This is a genomic window from Fulverythrobacter fulvus (genome assembly GCF_037154085.1).
Classification (GTDB): Bacteria; Pseudomonadota; Alphaproteobacteria; order Sphingomonadales; family Sphingomonadaceae; genus Andeanibacterium; species Andeanibacterium fulvum.
In genome coordinates, this window is sequence record NZ_JBANRM010000007.1 from 1 (window position 1) to 14079 (window position 14079).

Here is a 14079-nt window from a genome sequence, read left to right on the forward strand (position 1 = left end):
TTCGTCATCCCGGACTTGTTCCGGGATCCCGCTATTTCCGGACACAAAGCTGGACCCCGGCACAGGGCCGGGGTGACGGGGTCGAGTGGGTCCAGCCTGATCCGTCGTCCCGGGCTTGATCCGGGACCGCTGGCCGCTGGGCGCCCAGATCACAGCGATCCCGGGTCAAGCCCGGGACGACGCTATTCAGCAAAGCCTCGCCATCGCCCGGCCCTCAACCCCCGCCTAGATCCACCACGTCCCCGGCCGGGGCATGGGGCGGCGGCGGGCGGCGTTGGCGATGGAGAGAGTGCAGCGCACTGTGCTCCAGATCACGGTGCCGAAGCCGGCCAGCACTACCAGCACGAACAGGGCCGAGGCGCCCATTCCGGGCCCGGCGGCGTGCATGACGTGCATGCCTTCGCTCATGAAAGAGAGCGAGACCAGCAGCACGAAGGCGAGGATGAGCGCAGCATAGAGCAGCGCGATCCAGAAGGTGCGGATCAGGTAGCGGTAATGTCCGCCGCGCCAGCCGCCCTGCACACCCTCCTCATCCCCACGCCAGACATAGGCCAGGACGAGGGCGACCAGCGCGGCAAAGCCGGTGAACCAGGTGGCGAGGAACAGCAGCCCGACCAGGACCGGGCGGTTGAACTCGAACGTGCCTGGCGGCGTGCCGCCCGGCTCCGGGTTTTCGCTCTGTGCTTCCATGGCCGGGTCAGCCTCCTGTTTCAGGCCAGCTCCAGCTTACGCCAACCAGGTCCCCGGATTGGGCATTGGCGCCTGCTTCTGGGCGTTCACCAGGCTCAGCACGCTGCGCACCACCACCAGCACGCCCACGGCGGGCAGGATGATCAGCCCGATCAGCACGAAGATCAGCACAAAGCCCACGATCCCGCCGATCAGCCCGATCCAGAAGGTGCGGATGAGATATTCGTAATGCGAAACCTCCCACGCCGCCTTGGGCTCGCCCTTCCACACGTAGGCCAGCACCACACCCACCAGCCCGGTAATGCCGGTGATGAAGGAGGCGAGGTAGAGCAGGCTGACGATCGTCGGCTGATTGAGGTCGAACCCGCCGGATGCCGGGGGTTGGTTCGGTGGACTGTCCATCGCGTTCCTCCTGTTGCGGGGTGGAGGCTATCGTATTTCCGGGGCGGGAGGAAGACAGCCTGCCTCGGGTGGCGGGGGCCCGGGGAGGGGAGAGGGATTGCTCCGATTGCGAGGCAGTTCGGAACCTGCGCCGGGGGATGTCGTTGGTTAGTCAGGGCAACATGCGAAAGGAGGATACGTCATGGAAGCCGTGACCATGGAAGACCGCCGCAAGGAACTGGCGAGCCTGCTCCAGCAGATGGAAGCTCACCCGGAGCGGGACTGGAGCGAGGAAAAGGCGCGGGCCAATGTGCTGCGCGAAATGCTCGCCCGGCACGAAAACGCGGGCGACTGAGCGGCACGCAGCCCCCGCGTCCGGCGCGGAGGATTTCCTGCGCATGCGAGGTAGCGTGGGCGTGGGCGGTGGGGTATCGTGTCCGGCGGATCGACTGAAGAGGGAGACCTTGTAATGACCGAACCCGCACCCAAGCCCACCAATAGATTGTTGCTGGTACTCGCGGCCGTCGTGCTCGTGATTGCCGTAATCTGGTATTTCGTCGGCAGGCAGGAACCGCCCAAGACCGAACTCAAGGTCGATGCGACCGATGTGAGCGGCGGCGAACTGATCGTTACCGAACCCACGCCGGGCGAAGTCCCCGTGGACACGCCCGACACGCCGATGACCAACGTGCCGCCCAGTGGCAGCGCCCCGGCCAGCCCGGCCGCAGAGTAATTTCCCGAACAGGCCCCGCCTCGCCCGGGAGGGTTCGTTAACCACCCCCGTGCTAGGCGGGCGCCATGTTCGGTCCGCGCCTCACGACAGTTTTCGCCAGCCGCTGGAAGGCCCTGTGGTGGGCCGCGGCGGTGCTGGTCACGGCCTATTGCAGCATCCCCGCGCCTGAAGATACGCCGTCTCCCGCCGCGAAGCAGGACCAGCCCGAACATATCAATCCCTGGGCGATCAAGAAGACCGATCAACCCAAGGAGTGAGTGGCGGAAACCCGCGCTTACAGTTTCTCGGCCAGCAGGAATTCCGGCGCATCGGCAAAGCCGGTGAATTCGCCCATCACCTGCTGCACGGTGGCCCCGGCCATGTCCTCGCTGCCGAAACCGGCAATGTCGGGAATGTCGAACAGCTCGACATAATGCACGCTGGGCTCGCCTTCGCCCACCAGCAGGCCCTCTACGCGATAGGTGTCGAACGCCTTCACTCGCTCGATCCCGCGCATGGTGGGCTGGTCGACATTCTTCACCCAGGCTTCGAAATCTTCCTGCGCGACGCCCGGCTTCAGGCGGTATTTGATGATGATCGCTGCCATTGTTTGCCCCCTTGGAAATGGCGATTCGCCATGCTTGCTCCAGATCGCGGACACTATCGCGCGGCACGCTGCTGGCAATGGGCGCAGCGCGCACTTCCCTCGCAGGCGGGGAGGCGCTAAGGCCCCGCGAACTCTCAGGAGAGGCAAGGTTGTGGAGGCACGCGCGATGAGCGTCAGCGAAGACAAGACGATGCTCGCCAAGGCGGAAACGCTGATCGAGGCGCTGCCCTTCTTCCAGCGATATGCCGGGCGCACTTTCGTGGTGAAATATGGCGGCCACGCCATGGGCGATCCAGAAGCCGCGCGCGACTTTGCCGAGGATATCGTGCTGCTGAAAGCCGTGGGCATCAACCCGGTGGTGGTGCATGGCGGCGGCCCGCAGATCGGCGCCATGCTGAAGAAGCTGGGCGTGGAAAGCACCTTTGTCGACGGGCTGCGCGTGACCGACAAGGCGACCGCCGAAGTGGCCGAGATGGTCCTGTCGGGCGCGATCAACAAGGAACTGGTCGGCTGGATCGCCAATGCGGGCGGCAAGGCCATCGGCATTTCCGGCAAGGATGGCGGGCTGGTGAAGGCCACCAAGGTAACCCGCACCACCAAGGACCCGGAAAGCAATATCGAACAGGCGATCGACCTGGGCTTCGTGGGCGAGCCGAGCGTGGTGGACACCACTCTGCTCGAAACCGTCAGCAAGGCCGGGATGATCCCGGTGATCGCCCCCATCGGCGCGGGCGAGGACGGGCACACCTATAATATCAATGCCGACACCATGGCGGGCGCCATCGCGGCGGCGCTTGGCGCGGCGCGGCTGTTCCTGCTGACCGACGTGCCCGGCGTGCTCGACAAGCAGAAGAACCTGCTGACCGATCTAAGCCCTTCGGATATCGCCAAGCTGCAGGCAGACGGCACGATTTCCGGCGGGATGATCCCCAAGCTGGAAACCTGCGTTCATGCAGTGGAGGCAGGCTGCGAGGCGGCCGTGGTGCTGGATGGCCGCGTGCCGCATGCCATGCTGCTGGAATTCTTCACCTCGCGCGGCGCGGGCACGCTGATCCGGGCCGACTGATGCGCGCTGCGCCGGGCCTTGCCGCGCTGCTGGCGCTGGCTGCCTGCCAGCAGGCACCCGAAACGCCGTCTTCCGGGGCGAGCGAAGCATCGGCGCCCGAAGCGGCGGCGTCTTCCGCAGCGCCTGCCGCCGCCCCAGCCACGCCCGATCCCCTGCAGGAACGCGAGAACCCCGACCGGGTGCTGGCGTGGTTCTCGCAGCAGATCACCGATGGCAAGTGGGATGAGGCCGCGCTCGCCTGGCGGAAAGGTTCGATGGACGGCGCGAAGCTCAAGGCGCTGATGGGCGATGCGCCCAGTCCGATCTTCGCCTTCGGCCATGGCGAGATCGAAGGCGCGGCAGGCTCGCTCTATTACGAATTGCCCGTCACGCTGGTGGCCGATGGCGGGCGCCTGACCCGGCAGGGCACGCTCACCATGAAGCGGGTGAACGACGTGCCCGGCGCGGAAGACTGGCAGTTGGTCTGGCATATCGAAAGACTGGAATGGGCGCAGTGATGCACCGCCGCTCAAGCCGCGGTTCAGTCCGCCATGCGTATTATGCGGTTGATACACTTGCGGGCGCTCGGCTAGGTTCCGTGCGTCGCATGCCCGCCTGGAGGAATTCTTGATGGTAGCCCTGACGCTGCTGGAAATCGTGCTCTACCTGATGTCGATCGTCACGGTCATCGTGATCGTGCAGTTCGTGCTCAGCCTGCTCATCTCGTTCAACGTGGTGAACATGCACAACAACCTCGTCGCCTCCTTGTGGCGCGCGGTGAATGCCATTCTGGATCCGATGCTCAATCCGATCCGCCGCATCATGCCCGATACCGGCATGATCGACTTCTCGCCGATGGTGCTGCTGATCCTTCTGCGCATCTTCGCAATCATTCTGTCCAATCTCGGGAGTTATGCATGAGTGCCGCATTGATTGACGGTAAGGCCTTCGCAGAAGGGCTGCGTCAGAAGATCGCCAAGTTCGCCGGTGAATTCGAAGCCAAGGCAGGCCGCAAGGCCGGCCTCGCCGTGGTGCTGGTGGGTGAAGACCCGGCCAGCCAAGTCTATGTCCGTTCCAAGGGCAAGGCCACTGTCGCGGCCGGCATGAACAGCCTTGAATACAAGATGCCTGCCGATTCCACCGAAGAGGCGCTGATCGCCAAGGTGAAGGAACTGAACGCCGATCCCGCCGTGGACGGCATTCTGGTGCAGCTGCCGCTTCCCAAGGGGCTGGACGAGCAGGCCGTGATTTCCACCATCGATCCCGACAAGGATGTCGATGGCTTCCACATCATCAATGCGGGCCGTCTCTCGGTCGGCCAGAAGGGCTTCGTGCCCTGCACCCCGCTGGGCTGCCTGATGCTGCTGAAGGATCGCCTGGGCGATCTGTCGGGCAAGGATGCCGTGGTGATTGGCCGCTCCAACATCGTCGGCAAGCCGATGGCGCAGCTGCTCACCGATGCCAATGCCACGGTCACCATCGCTCACAGCCGCACCGCGAACCTGCCCGAAGTGGTGAAGCGCGCCGACATCGTCGTGGCCGCCGTCGGCCGCCCGGAAATGGTCAAGGGTGACTGGATCAAGCCCGGCGCCACGGTGATCGACGTGGGCATCAACCGCGTCGATGGCGAAGACGGCAAGACCAGGCTGGTGGGCGACGTCGATTTCGATTCCGCCCGCGAAGTGGCCGGTGCCATCACTCCGGTGCCCGGCGGCGTCGGCCCGATGACCATCGCCGTGCTGCTGCGCAACGCGCTCGTCTCCGCCTATCGCCGCGAGAATATCGCATTGGACGAAGACGCGCTGTAAGCCTCTCACTCGTTCGCCCTGAGCTTGTCGAAGGGCCGTTCTTCACTCGGGAGAACCGCACTTGAAGAATATGGCTGTCCTTCGACTGGCTCAAGGCAAACGGGCTTGGGTGATTTGCGGGCTGGGGCTTGCCCTCGCCCTTGCGGCCTGTTCCGGTCCGGGTGGGCCGCGCGGGTCCGGCGGGCGCGGTCCCGCCTTGCGTCCTACGGCCAATCCCGGCCAGGTCGTGGCGACCGAACTCGGCTTTGCCCGTGCCGCGCGGGAAAAGGGCCAGTGGACCGCCTTTGCCGAATATGCCGCGAAGGATGCGGTGATGTTCGTGCCGCAGCCGGTCAACGCACAGGCCTGGCTGAAGGGCCGGGCCAATCCCGCCAGTGCCGTGCAGTGGGAACCGCATTTCGTCTGGTCCAGCTGCGATGGCTCACTCGCCGTCACCAAGGGTGACTGGAAGGGCGCCGATGGCAGCGTCGGCAATTTCATCACTGTGTGGCAGCGCCAGAGTGACGGCAGCTACAAATGGGTGATGGATCAGGGTGCCGCTCTCGAACGGGAAGAGCCGGGCCCAGACATGGTGCAGGCCCGCGTAGCCGATTGCGGCGCCGCGGGTTCTGCGGAGCTGGAGGAAGCCTCTTTCGGCGATCCGCATTATTACGGCGCCTCGCTGGATCGGAGGCTGCGCTGGACGGCTGTGGTCGATGCCAGCTGCCATCGGCAGGTGACGGTGACCGGTATTTTCGACGGCGAGCAGGTTGACGTGGTTTCCGTCAGCGTGCCTGCAAGCGAGGGCGAGAAATGTCCGCCTCGGCCATGATCGAACTCTTCATCTCCGCCTTCATCACCCTGTTCGTGGTGATCGATCCGCCCGGCTGTGCGCCGATCTATGCCGGGCTTTCGGCCGAGGCGCCGCCACGCCAGCAGCGCAGCATGGCCGTAAAGGCGGTGTTCGTCGCCACGCTGATCCTGCTGGGCTTCGCCCTGTTCGGCAAGCAGCTGCTCGCCGCCCTGCATATCGAACTCGATTCCTTCCGCATCGCGGGCGGGATCATGCTGTTCTTCATCGCGATCGACATGGTGTTCGAAAAGCGCACCCAAAGGCGCGAGGAGCGGGCCGAGAAGATCCGCGCGCATAATTCCCAGACGCCGGAGATCGAGGATATCTCCGTCTTCCCCATGGCCATGCCGATGCTGGCCGGGCCCGGTGCCATCGCCACGGTGATGCTGGTGGTGGGGCAGGCGCATGGGGCGGAACAGACTGCGGTGGTGCTCGCCGCGCTGGCGGCCGTGATGATCCTGTCGCTCGGCGCCCTGCTGCTCGCTGCGCCGCTGATCCGTCTGGTGGGCGCCAGCGTGGAGGCGGCCATCACTCGCCTTCTGGGCGTGCTGCTGGCGGCACTGGCCGCGCAATATGTGATCGACGGGCTGCGCGGTTCCTTCGGCATATAAAAATCCTCCCCCAAGGGGGAGGATATTGCGGGCCTATTGCAGCGTCATCCGGTCATCCAGCCCGTCATGCCGGCCGAAAAACTGCATCAGCTGCACCAGCAATTCGCAGCGGGCGCGGATGCCGGGGGCTTCCAGCAGCGCCTGCTTGGCCGCCGCGTCGAAAGGCGCGATCTGGCTCACGCCGTTGATCAGCGCCGTATCGTCCAGCCGGGCGACCGAATCCCAATCCACCGAATAGCCCTGCCGGTCGGCGAATTCGCGGGCCTCATGCTCGAAGCTGGCGCGCTCGGCGGAACTGAGCACTTCGTCCGTATCTTCCAGCAGTTCGGCCTCGACCTGCCGGAAGGGTGTGGACACATCCAGCTGGCGCAACAGGCGGAAGCGCGACTGTCCTTCCAGCACGATATTGAAGCGCCCGTCCTCCAGCGCCTCCACCTCGCCGATCTTGCCGACGCAGCCGATCGCGAACAGCGGCGCACCTTCCGAGGCGACCTGCGGCTGGATCATGCCGATCAGCCGGTCGCGCACCAGCGCATCGCTCACCAGCGCGCGATAACGCGGCTCGAATATATGCAGTGGCAATTGCTGCCCCGGCAGCAGGATCACGCCGGAGAGCGGGAAGATCGAAAGGCGGAAGGCTGGCATGCGCCTCCCCGTCAGCCGAACAGCAGCAGCGAGAGCTTGCGGCGCGTGGCGGCGACCCACGGGTCTTCCAGGCCCACGGCGTCGAAGATCTGCAGCAGCTTGGCCTTGGCCGCGCCTTCGTTCCATTCCGGCTCGGCGCGAATCATCGCCAGCAGCGCTTCGGCGGCCTCGTCGCGTTGCCCGGCGGCAAAGGCGGCCTGCGCATAGGCGAAACTGGCATCCATATCGGCGGGGTTCGCCTCGGCCGCGGCGCGCAGGGCAGTCAGCTCGCTATCGTCCTGGGGGGCATCGGCCGTGAGTTCCAGCAGCTTGCCCGCCTGGGCGAGCGCCGGATCGGCCTTCACATCATCCGGCAGGGCGTCGAAAGCCGCGCGCGCGGCCTCGATCTCGCCCAGTTCCATCAGCGCGCGGATCAGCCCGGCCTGCACCTGCGCATTATCGGGCGCCATCTCGGCCAGCTGGGCAAACACGCCCAGCGCCCGCTCGGCATCGCCGCCTGCCAGCACGTCCTCGCCCATGGCGATGAGCTGCGCCAGTTCCTGCGCCCCGGCATCGGGCGCGCCGGTTTCGACCGGCAGCTTCTCCAGCAACTGGTCCAGCATCTGGCGCAACTGGCTTTCGCTGCGGGCATTGGTGAGGTCGGCCACCGGCTGGCCGCGGAACAGGGCATAGACGGTAGGGATGGACTGCACGCGGAACTGCGAGGCAATGAAGCCTTCCTCGTCCACGTTCAGCTTGGCCAGAATCACGCCCTTGTCGGCATATTCGGCGGCAACCTTTTCCAGCACCGGCGCCAGTGCCTTGCACGGCCCGCACCATTCCGCCCAGAAATCGAGGATGACGAGTTTCGTCATCGACGGTTCGACCACATCCGTGCGGAATCGGTCTACCGCTTTCTGTTCTTCGATATTCAGGCCCAGGCTTGCCAAAGGGGTGCTCCCGCTAGTGCTTTTGATAAGGCCCTAATGTGGACCATCGGGCGGATTTGTGAAGGGGTTACGGCGATTGGGGCCGGGAAGTGAAATTCCCTTCGCGAAACATGATTTTTCCCCTTGCAGGGTATGGGGACCGATGCTAACCGCGCGCCTCCCCACCGGGACAAACGGACCGGTGAAACGCCAGAGCGGGCGTAGCTCAGGGGTAGAGCACAACCTTGCCAAGGTTGGGGTCGAGGGTTCGAATCCCTTCGCCCGCTCCAGTTTTCCAACAGCGTCGGAAAATGAAAAAGGCCCCCGCAGGGGCCTTTTTTCGTTTGTGTCCGAGCGAGGCTTTGGCGCGGGGTGATTTTCATCCTCCCGCGCCTGAAGCCACTATAGATCAGCAGCCGTTGCCGCCGCCTCCGCCGCCCAGCACGGCGCCGGCGAGGCCGCCGAACAGGCCGCCGCTCTTCTTGGGCTTGCATTCCTTCTTGCCGTTCTGGCTCTGCTGAGTGCGAGGTGCTTCGTCTTCGTCGTCGCTGGCGCTCATCATGCCCATGTTCATGCCCTGCGCCTCCATCCAGCTGGTGGTGGAGCGGTGGCGGATGCGGGCGGTCCATTGCAGGTCCCACCGGGCCTTGGCGTCGGCCGGGCGCGGGGGATAGGAGAAGTTCTCTTCCGGGCCGAAGGCAGTGAGCGTGCCCATCCGGAAATCGGATGCGGCGGCGATCACTTCGGCGGGGACGAGGCAGTTGGTGGTCTGCGGGGCCATCACCGTCTTGTCCTTCACCAGCGGGGAGACCTGGCCGGGCGAAAGCCAGTCGGACAAACCGCCGCCGAACTGGCGGTTGACGCTGCTGGACCACATGATGATATCGCCCGTCTTGCCGCCCGGACCCTGCTTCGATCCGAAGAGCGAGGCGAAATAGCCGGTGGCATCGGGCACTGCGCCCCAGCTGAGCAGCGAGGCACCGCTCGCCTGCCCGGCGGTCTTGACCGAAAGCGGCTGCATGAAGTCCTTGCTGAGCGTGAAGGACATTTCGGGCGAGTAATTGCCTGCCACGCGGTGCGCGCCCAGCAGCGAACTGTCGGCCTTCACAGATTTGCCGTCTTCCGCAGGCCAGCGGCCGAAGGTCTTGCTGTTTTCAAGGTTGGGGCCCCAATCGGCCGGGATCGAGCTGGTCCACACGCCCGGCGGGACTTCGCCCCGGGCAAGCTTGGAAAAGTCGATGATGACCGGCTGGCCCTTGGGCGCGTGCTCGCCGCAGCCCCAGAAGATCAGCATGCGGCCGCTGGGTTCCTCGAATTCGGGGAGCTTGTCCACCGGGCCGCTTTCGTTGCGCGGAGTGATCAGGGCGACCGATTTGCCCAGCTTCGCGCCGTCGGGCATGAAATGGTCGGCCTTGGGCTTGGCGTCGGCGGCTGCCCTGGAAGAGCCGAGGCGTAGCCACAATTCGTGCTGGGCCTGCGATTTGCCGCCGCCGCCCATCATCATGGACATCATGCCGCCCATGCCCCCGCCCATGCCGAAGCCGGAAGTGGTGCCGGCGCGCATGTCATAGCGGGCAACGGGGCCGCTATCGGGCGCGCGCTGGGCAAGCGAAGGTATGGCAATGCCAATGGCGGCGGCGGAGCCCAGCAGGGCCACGGCGATCAGGCGTTTCGATTTCATGAGTCGAGTCCTCACTCCCGGGAAGAAACAGATGATACCAGTAATACTTGACCAATGCTTGTCGGTTTGCGTCGCGGCGACGCCTCTCGACAGCGCTTCGGCAGAACATTAGCCCTGCGGAAAACGGAGACGTCGGCCGTCAACATTGGTCGCGCCCGAAAAGAACAGATGAGAGAGGACGATGCCGATGGGAATTCTTGGCGGACAGGTTGCGCTTGTCAGTGGCGCGGGGCGGGGTTTCGGCCGCGCTATTGCCGAAAGGCTGGCGAGCGAGGGCGCGCGCGTGGCGTTGCTTTCGCGGTCGCTGGAGCAACTTGAGGATGTGGCCGGGGCGATCCGGGCGAGCGGCGGCGAAGCCTTGCCGCTGGCCTGCGACGTGACCGACCGCGCTTCCATTGAGGCGGCAGTGAAGGCGGTGCAGGAAGGGCTCGGCCTGGTCGACCTGCTGGTCAACAATGCTGGCGTGCCCGGTCCCTTCGGCCCGATCTGGGAAGTCGATCCGGATGAGTGGTGGCGAGCGCAGGAAATCCATATCCGGGCGCCGATGCTGTTCATGCATGCCTTGCTGCCGGGCATGGTGGAACGCGGGCGGGGCCGCGTGATCTGCGTCTCGGCACTGGCCAGTCGCCTCGTTACCCCCAATCTTTCGGCCTATTGCACCGGCAAGATCGCGCAGAACCGCGTGGTGGCCGAAGCTGCGGCGGAATTGGTAGGCACGGGTGTGTCGGTGTTCGCAATCGATCCGGGCTTCGTCTTCACTCAATTGGCGCGCGAGACGATGGAAAGCCCGGAGGCGCAGAAATATCTGGGCGGCATGGTGGACCGGTTGCGCGCCGCGTCTGGCGATCCGGCGGCACAGACCGACCTTGCCCGCTGTGCCCAGCGCGTGCTCGATCTCGCATCGGGCCGCTATGATGCGCTGTCGGGCAATTATTACGAACTGCCCGACGATCTGGATGCCGAACTCGCAAAGAAGAACAGCACGGAGGATGCTCAATGACCCTGGAAGACCGGCTCGCCGCCGCGGAAGACGCTATTGCCCAGTTGCAGCACGATCTGGCCGTGCAGCAGGATATAGAAGCGATCCGCAAGCTGCAGATCAGCTACTGCTATTACATGGACAAGGGCCTGTATGACGAAGCGGTGGACTGCTTCGCCCCCGATGGCGAATTGCAGTTCATGGGCGGCATCTGGCGCGGCACGGACAGCATCCGGCGGCTCTATTGCGGGCGGCTGCGCAACAGCTTCACCAATGGGATCAACGGCCCGGCCTATGGCATGATGTGCGAGCACTGGCCGACGCAGGACGTCATTTCCGTCGCCGCCGACCGCCAGAGCGCCAAGGGCCGCTGGCGCTGCACGCTGATGGGCGCGCAGCATGACACGAAGGAAAACCGCAATCCCCGCCTGCCGCGCCAGTGGTGGGAACATGGCATGTATGAAAACCACTATGTCCGGCAGGATGGCGTGTGGAAGATCGCCTGCCACGCCTATCACCTGTTCACGCAGGTGGATTACGAAATGGGCTGGGCAGCGGCCAAGCCGATCCCCTCGCCCTATCTGACCGCGACATTCCCGGAAGACCCCAACGGACCGGACGAGATCAACGGCAATGCCCATCCGGCCTGGCCCAACACCGATCTGGTGCCGTTCCATTATGTCCATCCGGTAACCGGCCAGCCGGTGGTGCCCGAAAACGCGCGCTGATTTCCTGGGAGCGATCCTGCCTGTTTGATTGCTTCGCCGTTCGCAATGACGAGCGCTGTCAAGCAGCGTCCCACTCCAAACGGTTCGTCGCCGGAGCACTACGCTTCGGCGGCCAATCGTCGATGGCTTGAACGAAAATGCTTGCAATTTCGCCGCAAGTGCGAAGAGACGTTATAACATCATAGACTCGCAGCTTGCAGGATTTCCTCGTTCCATGAAAACCCGTTCCGCATCGCTTCTGGCGGCCGCCTCGCTTCTCGTCCCCTATCAGCCCGCCTTCGTCGCCGAACTCGCTCAGCCCGCTCCGGCAGTTGCCGCGCAGGATGCGACCGAAGAACCCGACGCGCCTGAGGCGAAGGGGGCTTCTCGCCCGACCGACGATTATCATGGCGAAATCCTGGTCACCGCGCCCGGCCTTGCCCGGCTGGACGTGCTGGCCGGGACCTCGGTGATGGATGGCACGGAACTGCAGCGCAATCTGGGCGCGGGGACTCTGGGCGATGTGCTGGAGAAAGTGCCGGGCGTTTCCTCCACCAGCTTCGCCCCCGGCGTGTCGCGTCCGGTGCTGCGCGGCTTCACCGGCGAGCGTGTGCGGGTGCTGACCGACGGGATCGGCTCTATCGACGCAGCCAGCACCTCGGCCGACCATGCCGTGACGATCGACCCGCTGCTGACCGACCGCATCGAAGTGCTGCGCGGGCCCGCCGTGCTGCTCTATGGCAGCCAGGCGATTGGCGGGGCAGTCAACGTGATCGGCAAGCGCATCCCGCCGCGCGTGCCGGACGAGGCGCTGCATGTCGACGCGCTCGCCGCAGTGGATACGGCGGCCGACCGGCGCGAGATCGGCAGTTCGGTGGACGTGCCGCTGGGCAGCAATGTGGCGTTCCATGTCGATGGATCGTGGCGCAAGTCCGGCGATGTCCAGGTGCCCGGCTATGTCGCCTCCGACAGCCTGCGCGCCGATATGCTGGCGGCCGCCGACGAGGAGGAAGAGGAAGGCCATCTGGATGAGGCGGCCGAACTGCGCGACGGTGCCAATACGCGCGGCAAGATCCCCAACAGCCAGACCGAGACGACCAGCCTGGGCACCGGCATCGCCTTCTTCTCGGGCGACAGCAATCTGGGCCTCTCCTTCGGCTATTACGACACCAATTACGGCATCCCCGGCCTGCCCGGCGTCGGCCATGTGCATGAGCATGAGGAAGGCGGCGAGGAAGAAGCTGCCGCTGCGGAGGAAGGCCCCGTCACTATCGGCATGAAGCAATATCGCGTCGATCTGCGTGGGGCGCTCGATCTTGGGGACGGCTTCTTCGACAGCCTGCAGACCCGCTGGGGCTGGTCCGATTACACTCATACGGAATTCGAAGGCGGGGAGACCGGCACCCGTTTCGACGTGACCGGCATCGAAGGGCGGCTTGAACTGATCCAGTCCCAGCGGGGCGGCTGGGGCGGCTCATTGGGCGCGCAATATGGGCACCAGAATTTCGAGGCCGTGGGCGAGGAAGCCTTCGTCCCGCCGAGCAAGACGGATTCCTTCGCCCTGTTCACAGTGCAGGAACTGGATTTCGACCCGGTCGAACTGGAAGTGGGCGGCCGGTATGAGCGGACCGATATCGATGTGGAGACGCTTGGCGAGACGCGCGGGTTCGACACGTTCTCCGGCGCGCTCGGCCTGTCATATGCCGTGACGCCCGGCCTGCGGCTCGGCATCAACGGATCGCGCGCCGAACGCGCGCCTTCGGTGCAGGAACTCTTCGCCGACGGGCCGCATGTGGCTACCCAGCAATATGAGGTGGGCAATGCCGACCTGACCAAGGAAGGCGCGTGGGGGCTGGAAGCCTATCTGCGCGGCACTGTCGGGGGCGCGACAGTCAGCTTCAGCGTCTATCAGAACTGGTTCGACGGGTTCATTTTCCTGGCCGAAACCGGGACCGAGGAAGATGGCTTGCCCGTCTATCGCTTCCTCCAGCAGGATGCCGACCATTTCGGGATCGAAGGCGAAATCAGCGCGCCCATCTATGAAAGCGACGGGTTCAAGCTGCTGGCCGATCTGCGCGGCGATTACGTGCGCGCTACCCTGGCCGATGGCACGGCCGTGCCGCGCATCCCGCCGCTCAGCCTCACCGGCGCGCTGGAGGCGCATATCGGCGATTTCGATGCGCGCGCGGAAGTCGAATGGAATGACAAGCAGGACCGCCTCGCCCCGCTAGAAACCCCGACCGGCAGCTTTGCCTTCACGAACCTGTCCTTCGCCTGGCACCCGCTGACCGGGAAGGACAACCTGACCTTCATGCTGCAGGCGGACAATATCTTCGACGTGGAAGGCCGCCGCCATGCCAGCTTCACCAAGGACTTCGTGCCCCTGACGGGGCGCAACTTCCGCCTGAGCGTGAAGGCGAGTTTCTGAGCTAGGCCGGCTTGTAGCTCTGTCCTTCTCTCGTTGACGGGAGAA

18 protein-coding genes and 1 tRNA gene are annotated in these 14079 nt (G+C 65.0%); 13 read left to right on the plus strand and 6 right to left on the minus strand.

The genetic code is table 11. The annotated features are described in order from the left end of the window. Nucleotides 1-225: 225 nt before the first annotated feature. Nucleotides 226-690, minus strand: coding sequence for a hypothetical protein (locus tag WFP36_RS15880; protein ID WP_336981940.1), 465 nt, complete (start codon nucleotides 688-690; stop codon nucleotides 226-228). Between the two features lie 36 nt (nucleotides 691-726). After that, nucleotides 727-1092 (minus strand): DUF4870 family protein, encoded by a 366-nt coding sequence (locus WFP36_RS15885; RefSeq protein ID WP_336981941.1) that lies wholly within the window; start codon nucleotides 1090-1092, stop codon nucleotides 727-729. A 181-nt stretch (nucleotides 1093-1273) separates the two neighbouring features. On the opposite strand from WFP36_RS15885, the gene WFP36_RS15890 reads away from it, so the two are divergent. The 3 genes from WFP36_RS15890 (at nucleotide 1274) to WFP36_RS15900 (ending at nucleotide 2061) form a co-directional block, all read left to right on the plus strand. Next, the gene (locus WFP36_RS15890) at nucleotides 1274-1426 is read left to right on the plus strand and encodes a hypothetical protein (protein ID WP_336981943.1); all 153 of its coding nucleotides are present in this window, start codon (nucleotides 1274-1276) and stop codon (nucleotides 1424-1426) included. A gap of 114 nt (nucleotides 1427-1540) precedes the next feature. Further along, nucleotides 1541-1804 carry a hypothetical protein gene (locus WFP36_RS15895; protein WP_336981945.1) on the plus strand — a complete coding sequence of 88 codons (264 nt, stop codon included), beginning with the start codon at nucleotides 1541-1543 and terminating at the stop codon, nucleotides 1802-1804. Nucleotides 1805-1869: 65 nt separating this feature from the next. Continuing rightward, nucleotides 1870-2061 carry a hypothetical protein gene (locus WFP36_RS15900; RefSeq protein WP_336981947.1) on the plus strand — a complete coding sequence of 64 codons (192 nt, stop codon included), beginning with the start codon at nucleotides 1870-1872 and terminating at the stop codon, nucleotides 2059-2061. 17 nt (nucleotides 2062-2078) lie between these two features. Here WFP36_RS15900 and WFP36_RS15905 read toward each other — a convergent pair whose 3' ends face one another. Beyond that, nucleotides 2079-2390, minus strand: coding sequence for an REDY-like protein HapK (locus tag WFP36_RS15905; protein WP_336981948.1), 312 nt, complete (start codon nucleotides 2388-2390; stop codon nucleotides 2079-2081). 166 nt (nucleotides 2391-2556) lie between these two features. Here WFP36_RS15905 and argB point away from each other — a divergent pair, with 166 nt between their 5' ends. From argB to WFP36_RS15935, 6 genes are all read left to right on the plus strand, one after another. Further along, nucleotides 2557-3456: an acetylglutamate kinase gene (gene argB / locus WFP36_RS15910; RefSeq protein WP_336981950.1), complete on the plus strand. Its 900-nt coding sequence runs from the start codon at nucleotides 2557-2559 to the stop codon at nucleotides 3454-3456. Next, nucleotides 3456-3953, plus strand: coding sequence for a hypothetical protein (locus tag WFP36_RS15915; protein ID WP_336981952.1), 498 nt, complete (start codon nucleotides 3456-3458; stop codon nucleotides 3951-3953). Before argB ends, WFP36_RS15915 begins: the two co-directional genes overlap by 1 nt. A 112-nt stretch (nucleotides 3954-4065) precedes the next feature. After that, entirely contained in the window at nucleotides 4066-4356 is a 291-nt protein-coding gene (locus tag WFP36_RS15920; protein ID WP_336981953.1) for a YggT family protein, read from the plus strand. Then, nucleotides 4353-5243: a bifunctional methylenetetrahydrofolate dehydrogenase/methenyltetrahydrofolate cyclohydrolase FolD gene (folD, locus tag WFP36_RS15925; RefSeq protein ID WP_336981955.1), complete on the plus strand. Its 891-nt coding sequence runs from the start codon at nucleotides 4353-4355 to the stop codon at nucleotides 5241-5243. The genes WFP36_RS15920 and folD overlap by 4 nt, the downstream gene beginning before the upstream one ends. A 70-nt stretch (nucleotides 5244-5313) precedes the next feature. Beyond that, nucleotides 5314-6054: a Cif family virulence factor gene (locus WFP36_RS15930; protein ID WP_336981957.1), complete on the plus strand. Its 741-nt coding sequence runs from the start codon at nucleotides 5314-5316 to the stop codon at nucleotides 6052-6054. Further along, the gene (locus tag WFP36_RS15935; protein WP_336981959.1) at nucleotides 6051-6686 is read left to right on the plus strand and encodes a MarC family protein; all 636 of its coding nucleotides are present in this window, start codon (nucleotides 6051-6053) and stop codon (nucleotides 6684-6686) included. The genes WFP36_RS15930 and WFP36_RS15935 overlap by 4 nt, the downstream gene beginning before the upstream one ends. A gap of 33 nt (nucleotides 6687-6719) precedes the next feature. Here the strand turns inward: WFP36_RS15935 and WFP36_RS15940 are convergent, their stop codons facing one another. After that, complete coding sequence (locus tag WFP36_RS15940; protein ID WP_336981961.1) at nucleotides 6720-7331, minus strand: LON peptidase substrate-binding domain-containing protein; 612 nt, start codon at nucleotides 7329-7331, stop codon at nucleotides 6720-6722. 11 nt (nucleotides 7332-7342) lie between these two features. Further along, nucleotides 7343-8251, minus strand: a complete 909-nt coding sequence (locus WFP36_RS15945; protein ID WP_336982053.1) for a tetratricopeptide repeat protein — start codon at nucleotides 8249-8251, stop codon at nucleotides 7343-7345. A 203-nt stretch (nucleotides 8252-8454) separates the two neighbouring features. On the opposite strand from WFP36_RS15945, the gene WFP36_RS15950 reads away from it, so the two are divergent. Beyond that, nucleotides 8455-8529 (plus strand) — tRNA-Gly (locus WFP36_RS15950). Between the two features lie 119 nt (nucleotides 8530-8648). Here the strand turns inward: WFP36_RS15950 and WFP36_RS15955 are convergent. Then, the gene (locus WFP36_RS15955) at nucleotides 8649-9920 is read right to left on the minus strand and encodes a hypothetical protein (protein WP_336981962.1); all 1272 of its coding nucleotides are present in this window, start codon (nucleotides 9918-9920) and stop codon (nucleotides 8649-8651) included. A gap of 181 nt (nucleotides 9921-10101) precedes the next feature. Between WFP36_RS15955 and WFP36_RS15960 the strand changes: the two genes are divergently transcribed. The 3 genes from WFP36_RS15960 to WFP36_RS15970 all read left to right on the plus strand — a co-directional run bounded on the left by WFP36_RS15960 (nucleotide 10102) and on the right by WFP36_RS15970 (nucleotide 14034). Further along, entirely contained in the window at nucleotides 10102-10920 is an 819-nt protein-coding gene (locus tag WFP36_RS15960; RefSeq protein ID WP_336981964.1) for an SDR family NAD(P)-dependent oxidoreductase, read from the plus strand. Continuing rightward, the gene (locus WFP36_RS15965) at nucleotides 10917-11627 is read left to right on the plus strand and encodes a nuclear transport factor 2 family protein (RefSeq protein ID WP_336981965.1); all 711 of its coding nucleotides are present in this window, start codon (nucleotides 10917-10919) and stop codon (nucleotides 11625-11627) included. Before WFP36_RS15960 ends, WFP36_RS15965 begins: the two co-directional genes overlap by 4 nt. Nucleotides 11628-11841: 214 nt before the next feature. Beyond that, nucleotides 11842-14034, plus strand: a complete 2193-nt coding sequence (locus WFP36_RS15970; RefSeq protein ID WP_336981967.1) for a TonB-dependent receptor — start codon at nucleotides 11842-11844, stop codon at nucleotides 14032-14034. Nucleotides 14035-14079: the final 45 nt, after the last annotated feature.

Excerpts from the sequence above, each read along its gene's own strand:
- argB (WP_336981950.1), top strand. The coding sequence starts at position 2,557 with ATGAGCGTCAGCGAAGACAAGACGATGCTCGCCAAGGCGGAAACGCTG.
- folD (WP_336981955.1), top strand. The coding sequence starts at position 4,353 with ATGAGTGCCGCATTGATTGACGGTAAGGCCTTCGCAGAAGGGCTGCGT.
- WFP36_RS15920 (WP_336981953.1), top strand. The coding sequence starts at position 4,066 with ATGGTAGCCCTGACGCTGCTGGAAATCGTGCTCTACCTGATGTCGATC.
- WFP36_RS15905 (WP_336981948.1), bottom strand. The coding sequence starts at position 2,390 with ATGGCAGCGATCATCATCAAATACCGCCTGAAGCCGGGCGTCGCGCAG.
- WFP36_RS15880 (WP_336981940.1), bottom strand. The coding sequence starts at position 690 with ATGGAAGCACAGAGCGAAAACCCGGAGCCGGGCGGCACGCCGCCAGGC.
- WFP36_RS15915 (WP_336981952.1), top strand. The coding sequence starts at position 3,456 with ATGCGCGCTGCGCCGGGCCTTGCCGCGCTGCTGGCGCTGGCTGCCTGC.
- WFP36_RS15955 (WP_336981962.1), bottom strand. The coding sequence starts at position 9,920 with ATGAAATCGAAACGCCTGATCGCCGTGGCCCTGCTGGGCTCCGCCGCC.
- WFP36_RS15900 (WP_336981947.1), top strand. The coding sequence starts at position 1,870 with ATGTTCGGTCCGCGCCTCACGACAGTTTTCGCCAGCCGCTGGAAGGCC.
- WFP36_RS15890 (WP_336981943.1), top strand. The coding sequence starts at position 1,274 with ATGGAAGCCGTGACCATGGAAGACCGCCGCAAGGAACTGGCGAGCCTG.
- WFP36_RS15940 (WP_336981961.1), bottom strand. The coding sequence starts at position 7,331 with ATGCCAGCCTTCCGCCTTTCGATCTTCCCGCTCTCCGGCGTGATCCTG.
- WFP36_RS15965 (WP_336981965.1), top strand. The coding sequence starts at position 10,917 with ATGACCCTGGAAGACCGGCTCGCCGCCGCGGAAGACGCTATTGCCCAG.
- WFP36_RS15930 (WP_336981957.1), top strand. The coding sequence starts at position 5,314 with ATGGCTGTCCTTCGACTGGCTCAAGGCAAACGGGCTTGGGTGATTTGC.
- WFP36_RS15935 (WP_336981959.1), top strand. The coding sequence starts at position 6,051 with ATGATCGAACTCTTCATCTCCGCCTTCATCACCCTGTTCGTGGTGATC.
- WFP36_RS15885 (WP_336981941.1), bottom strand. The coding sequence starts at position 1,092 with ATGGACAGTCCACCGAACCAACCCCCGGCATCCGGCGGGTTCGACCTC.
- WFP36_RS15960 (WP_336981964.1), top strand. The coding sequence starts at position 10,102 with ATGCCGATGGGAATTCTTGGCGGACAGGTTGCGCTTGTCAGTGGCGCG.
- WFP36_RS15895 (WP_336981945.1), top strand. The coding sequence starts at position 1,541 with ATGACCGAACCCGCACCCAAGCCCACCAATAGATTGTTGCTGGTACTC.
- WFP36_RS15970 (WP_336981967.1), top strand. The coding sequence starts at position 11,842 with ATGAAAACCCGTTCCGCATCGCTTCTGGCGGCCGCCTCGCTTCTCGTC.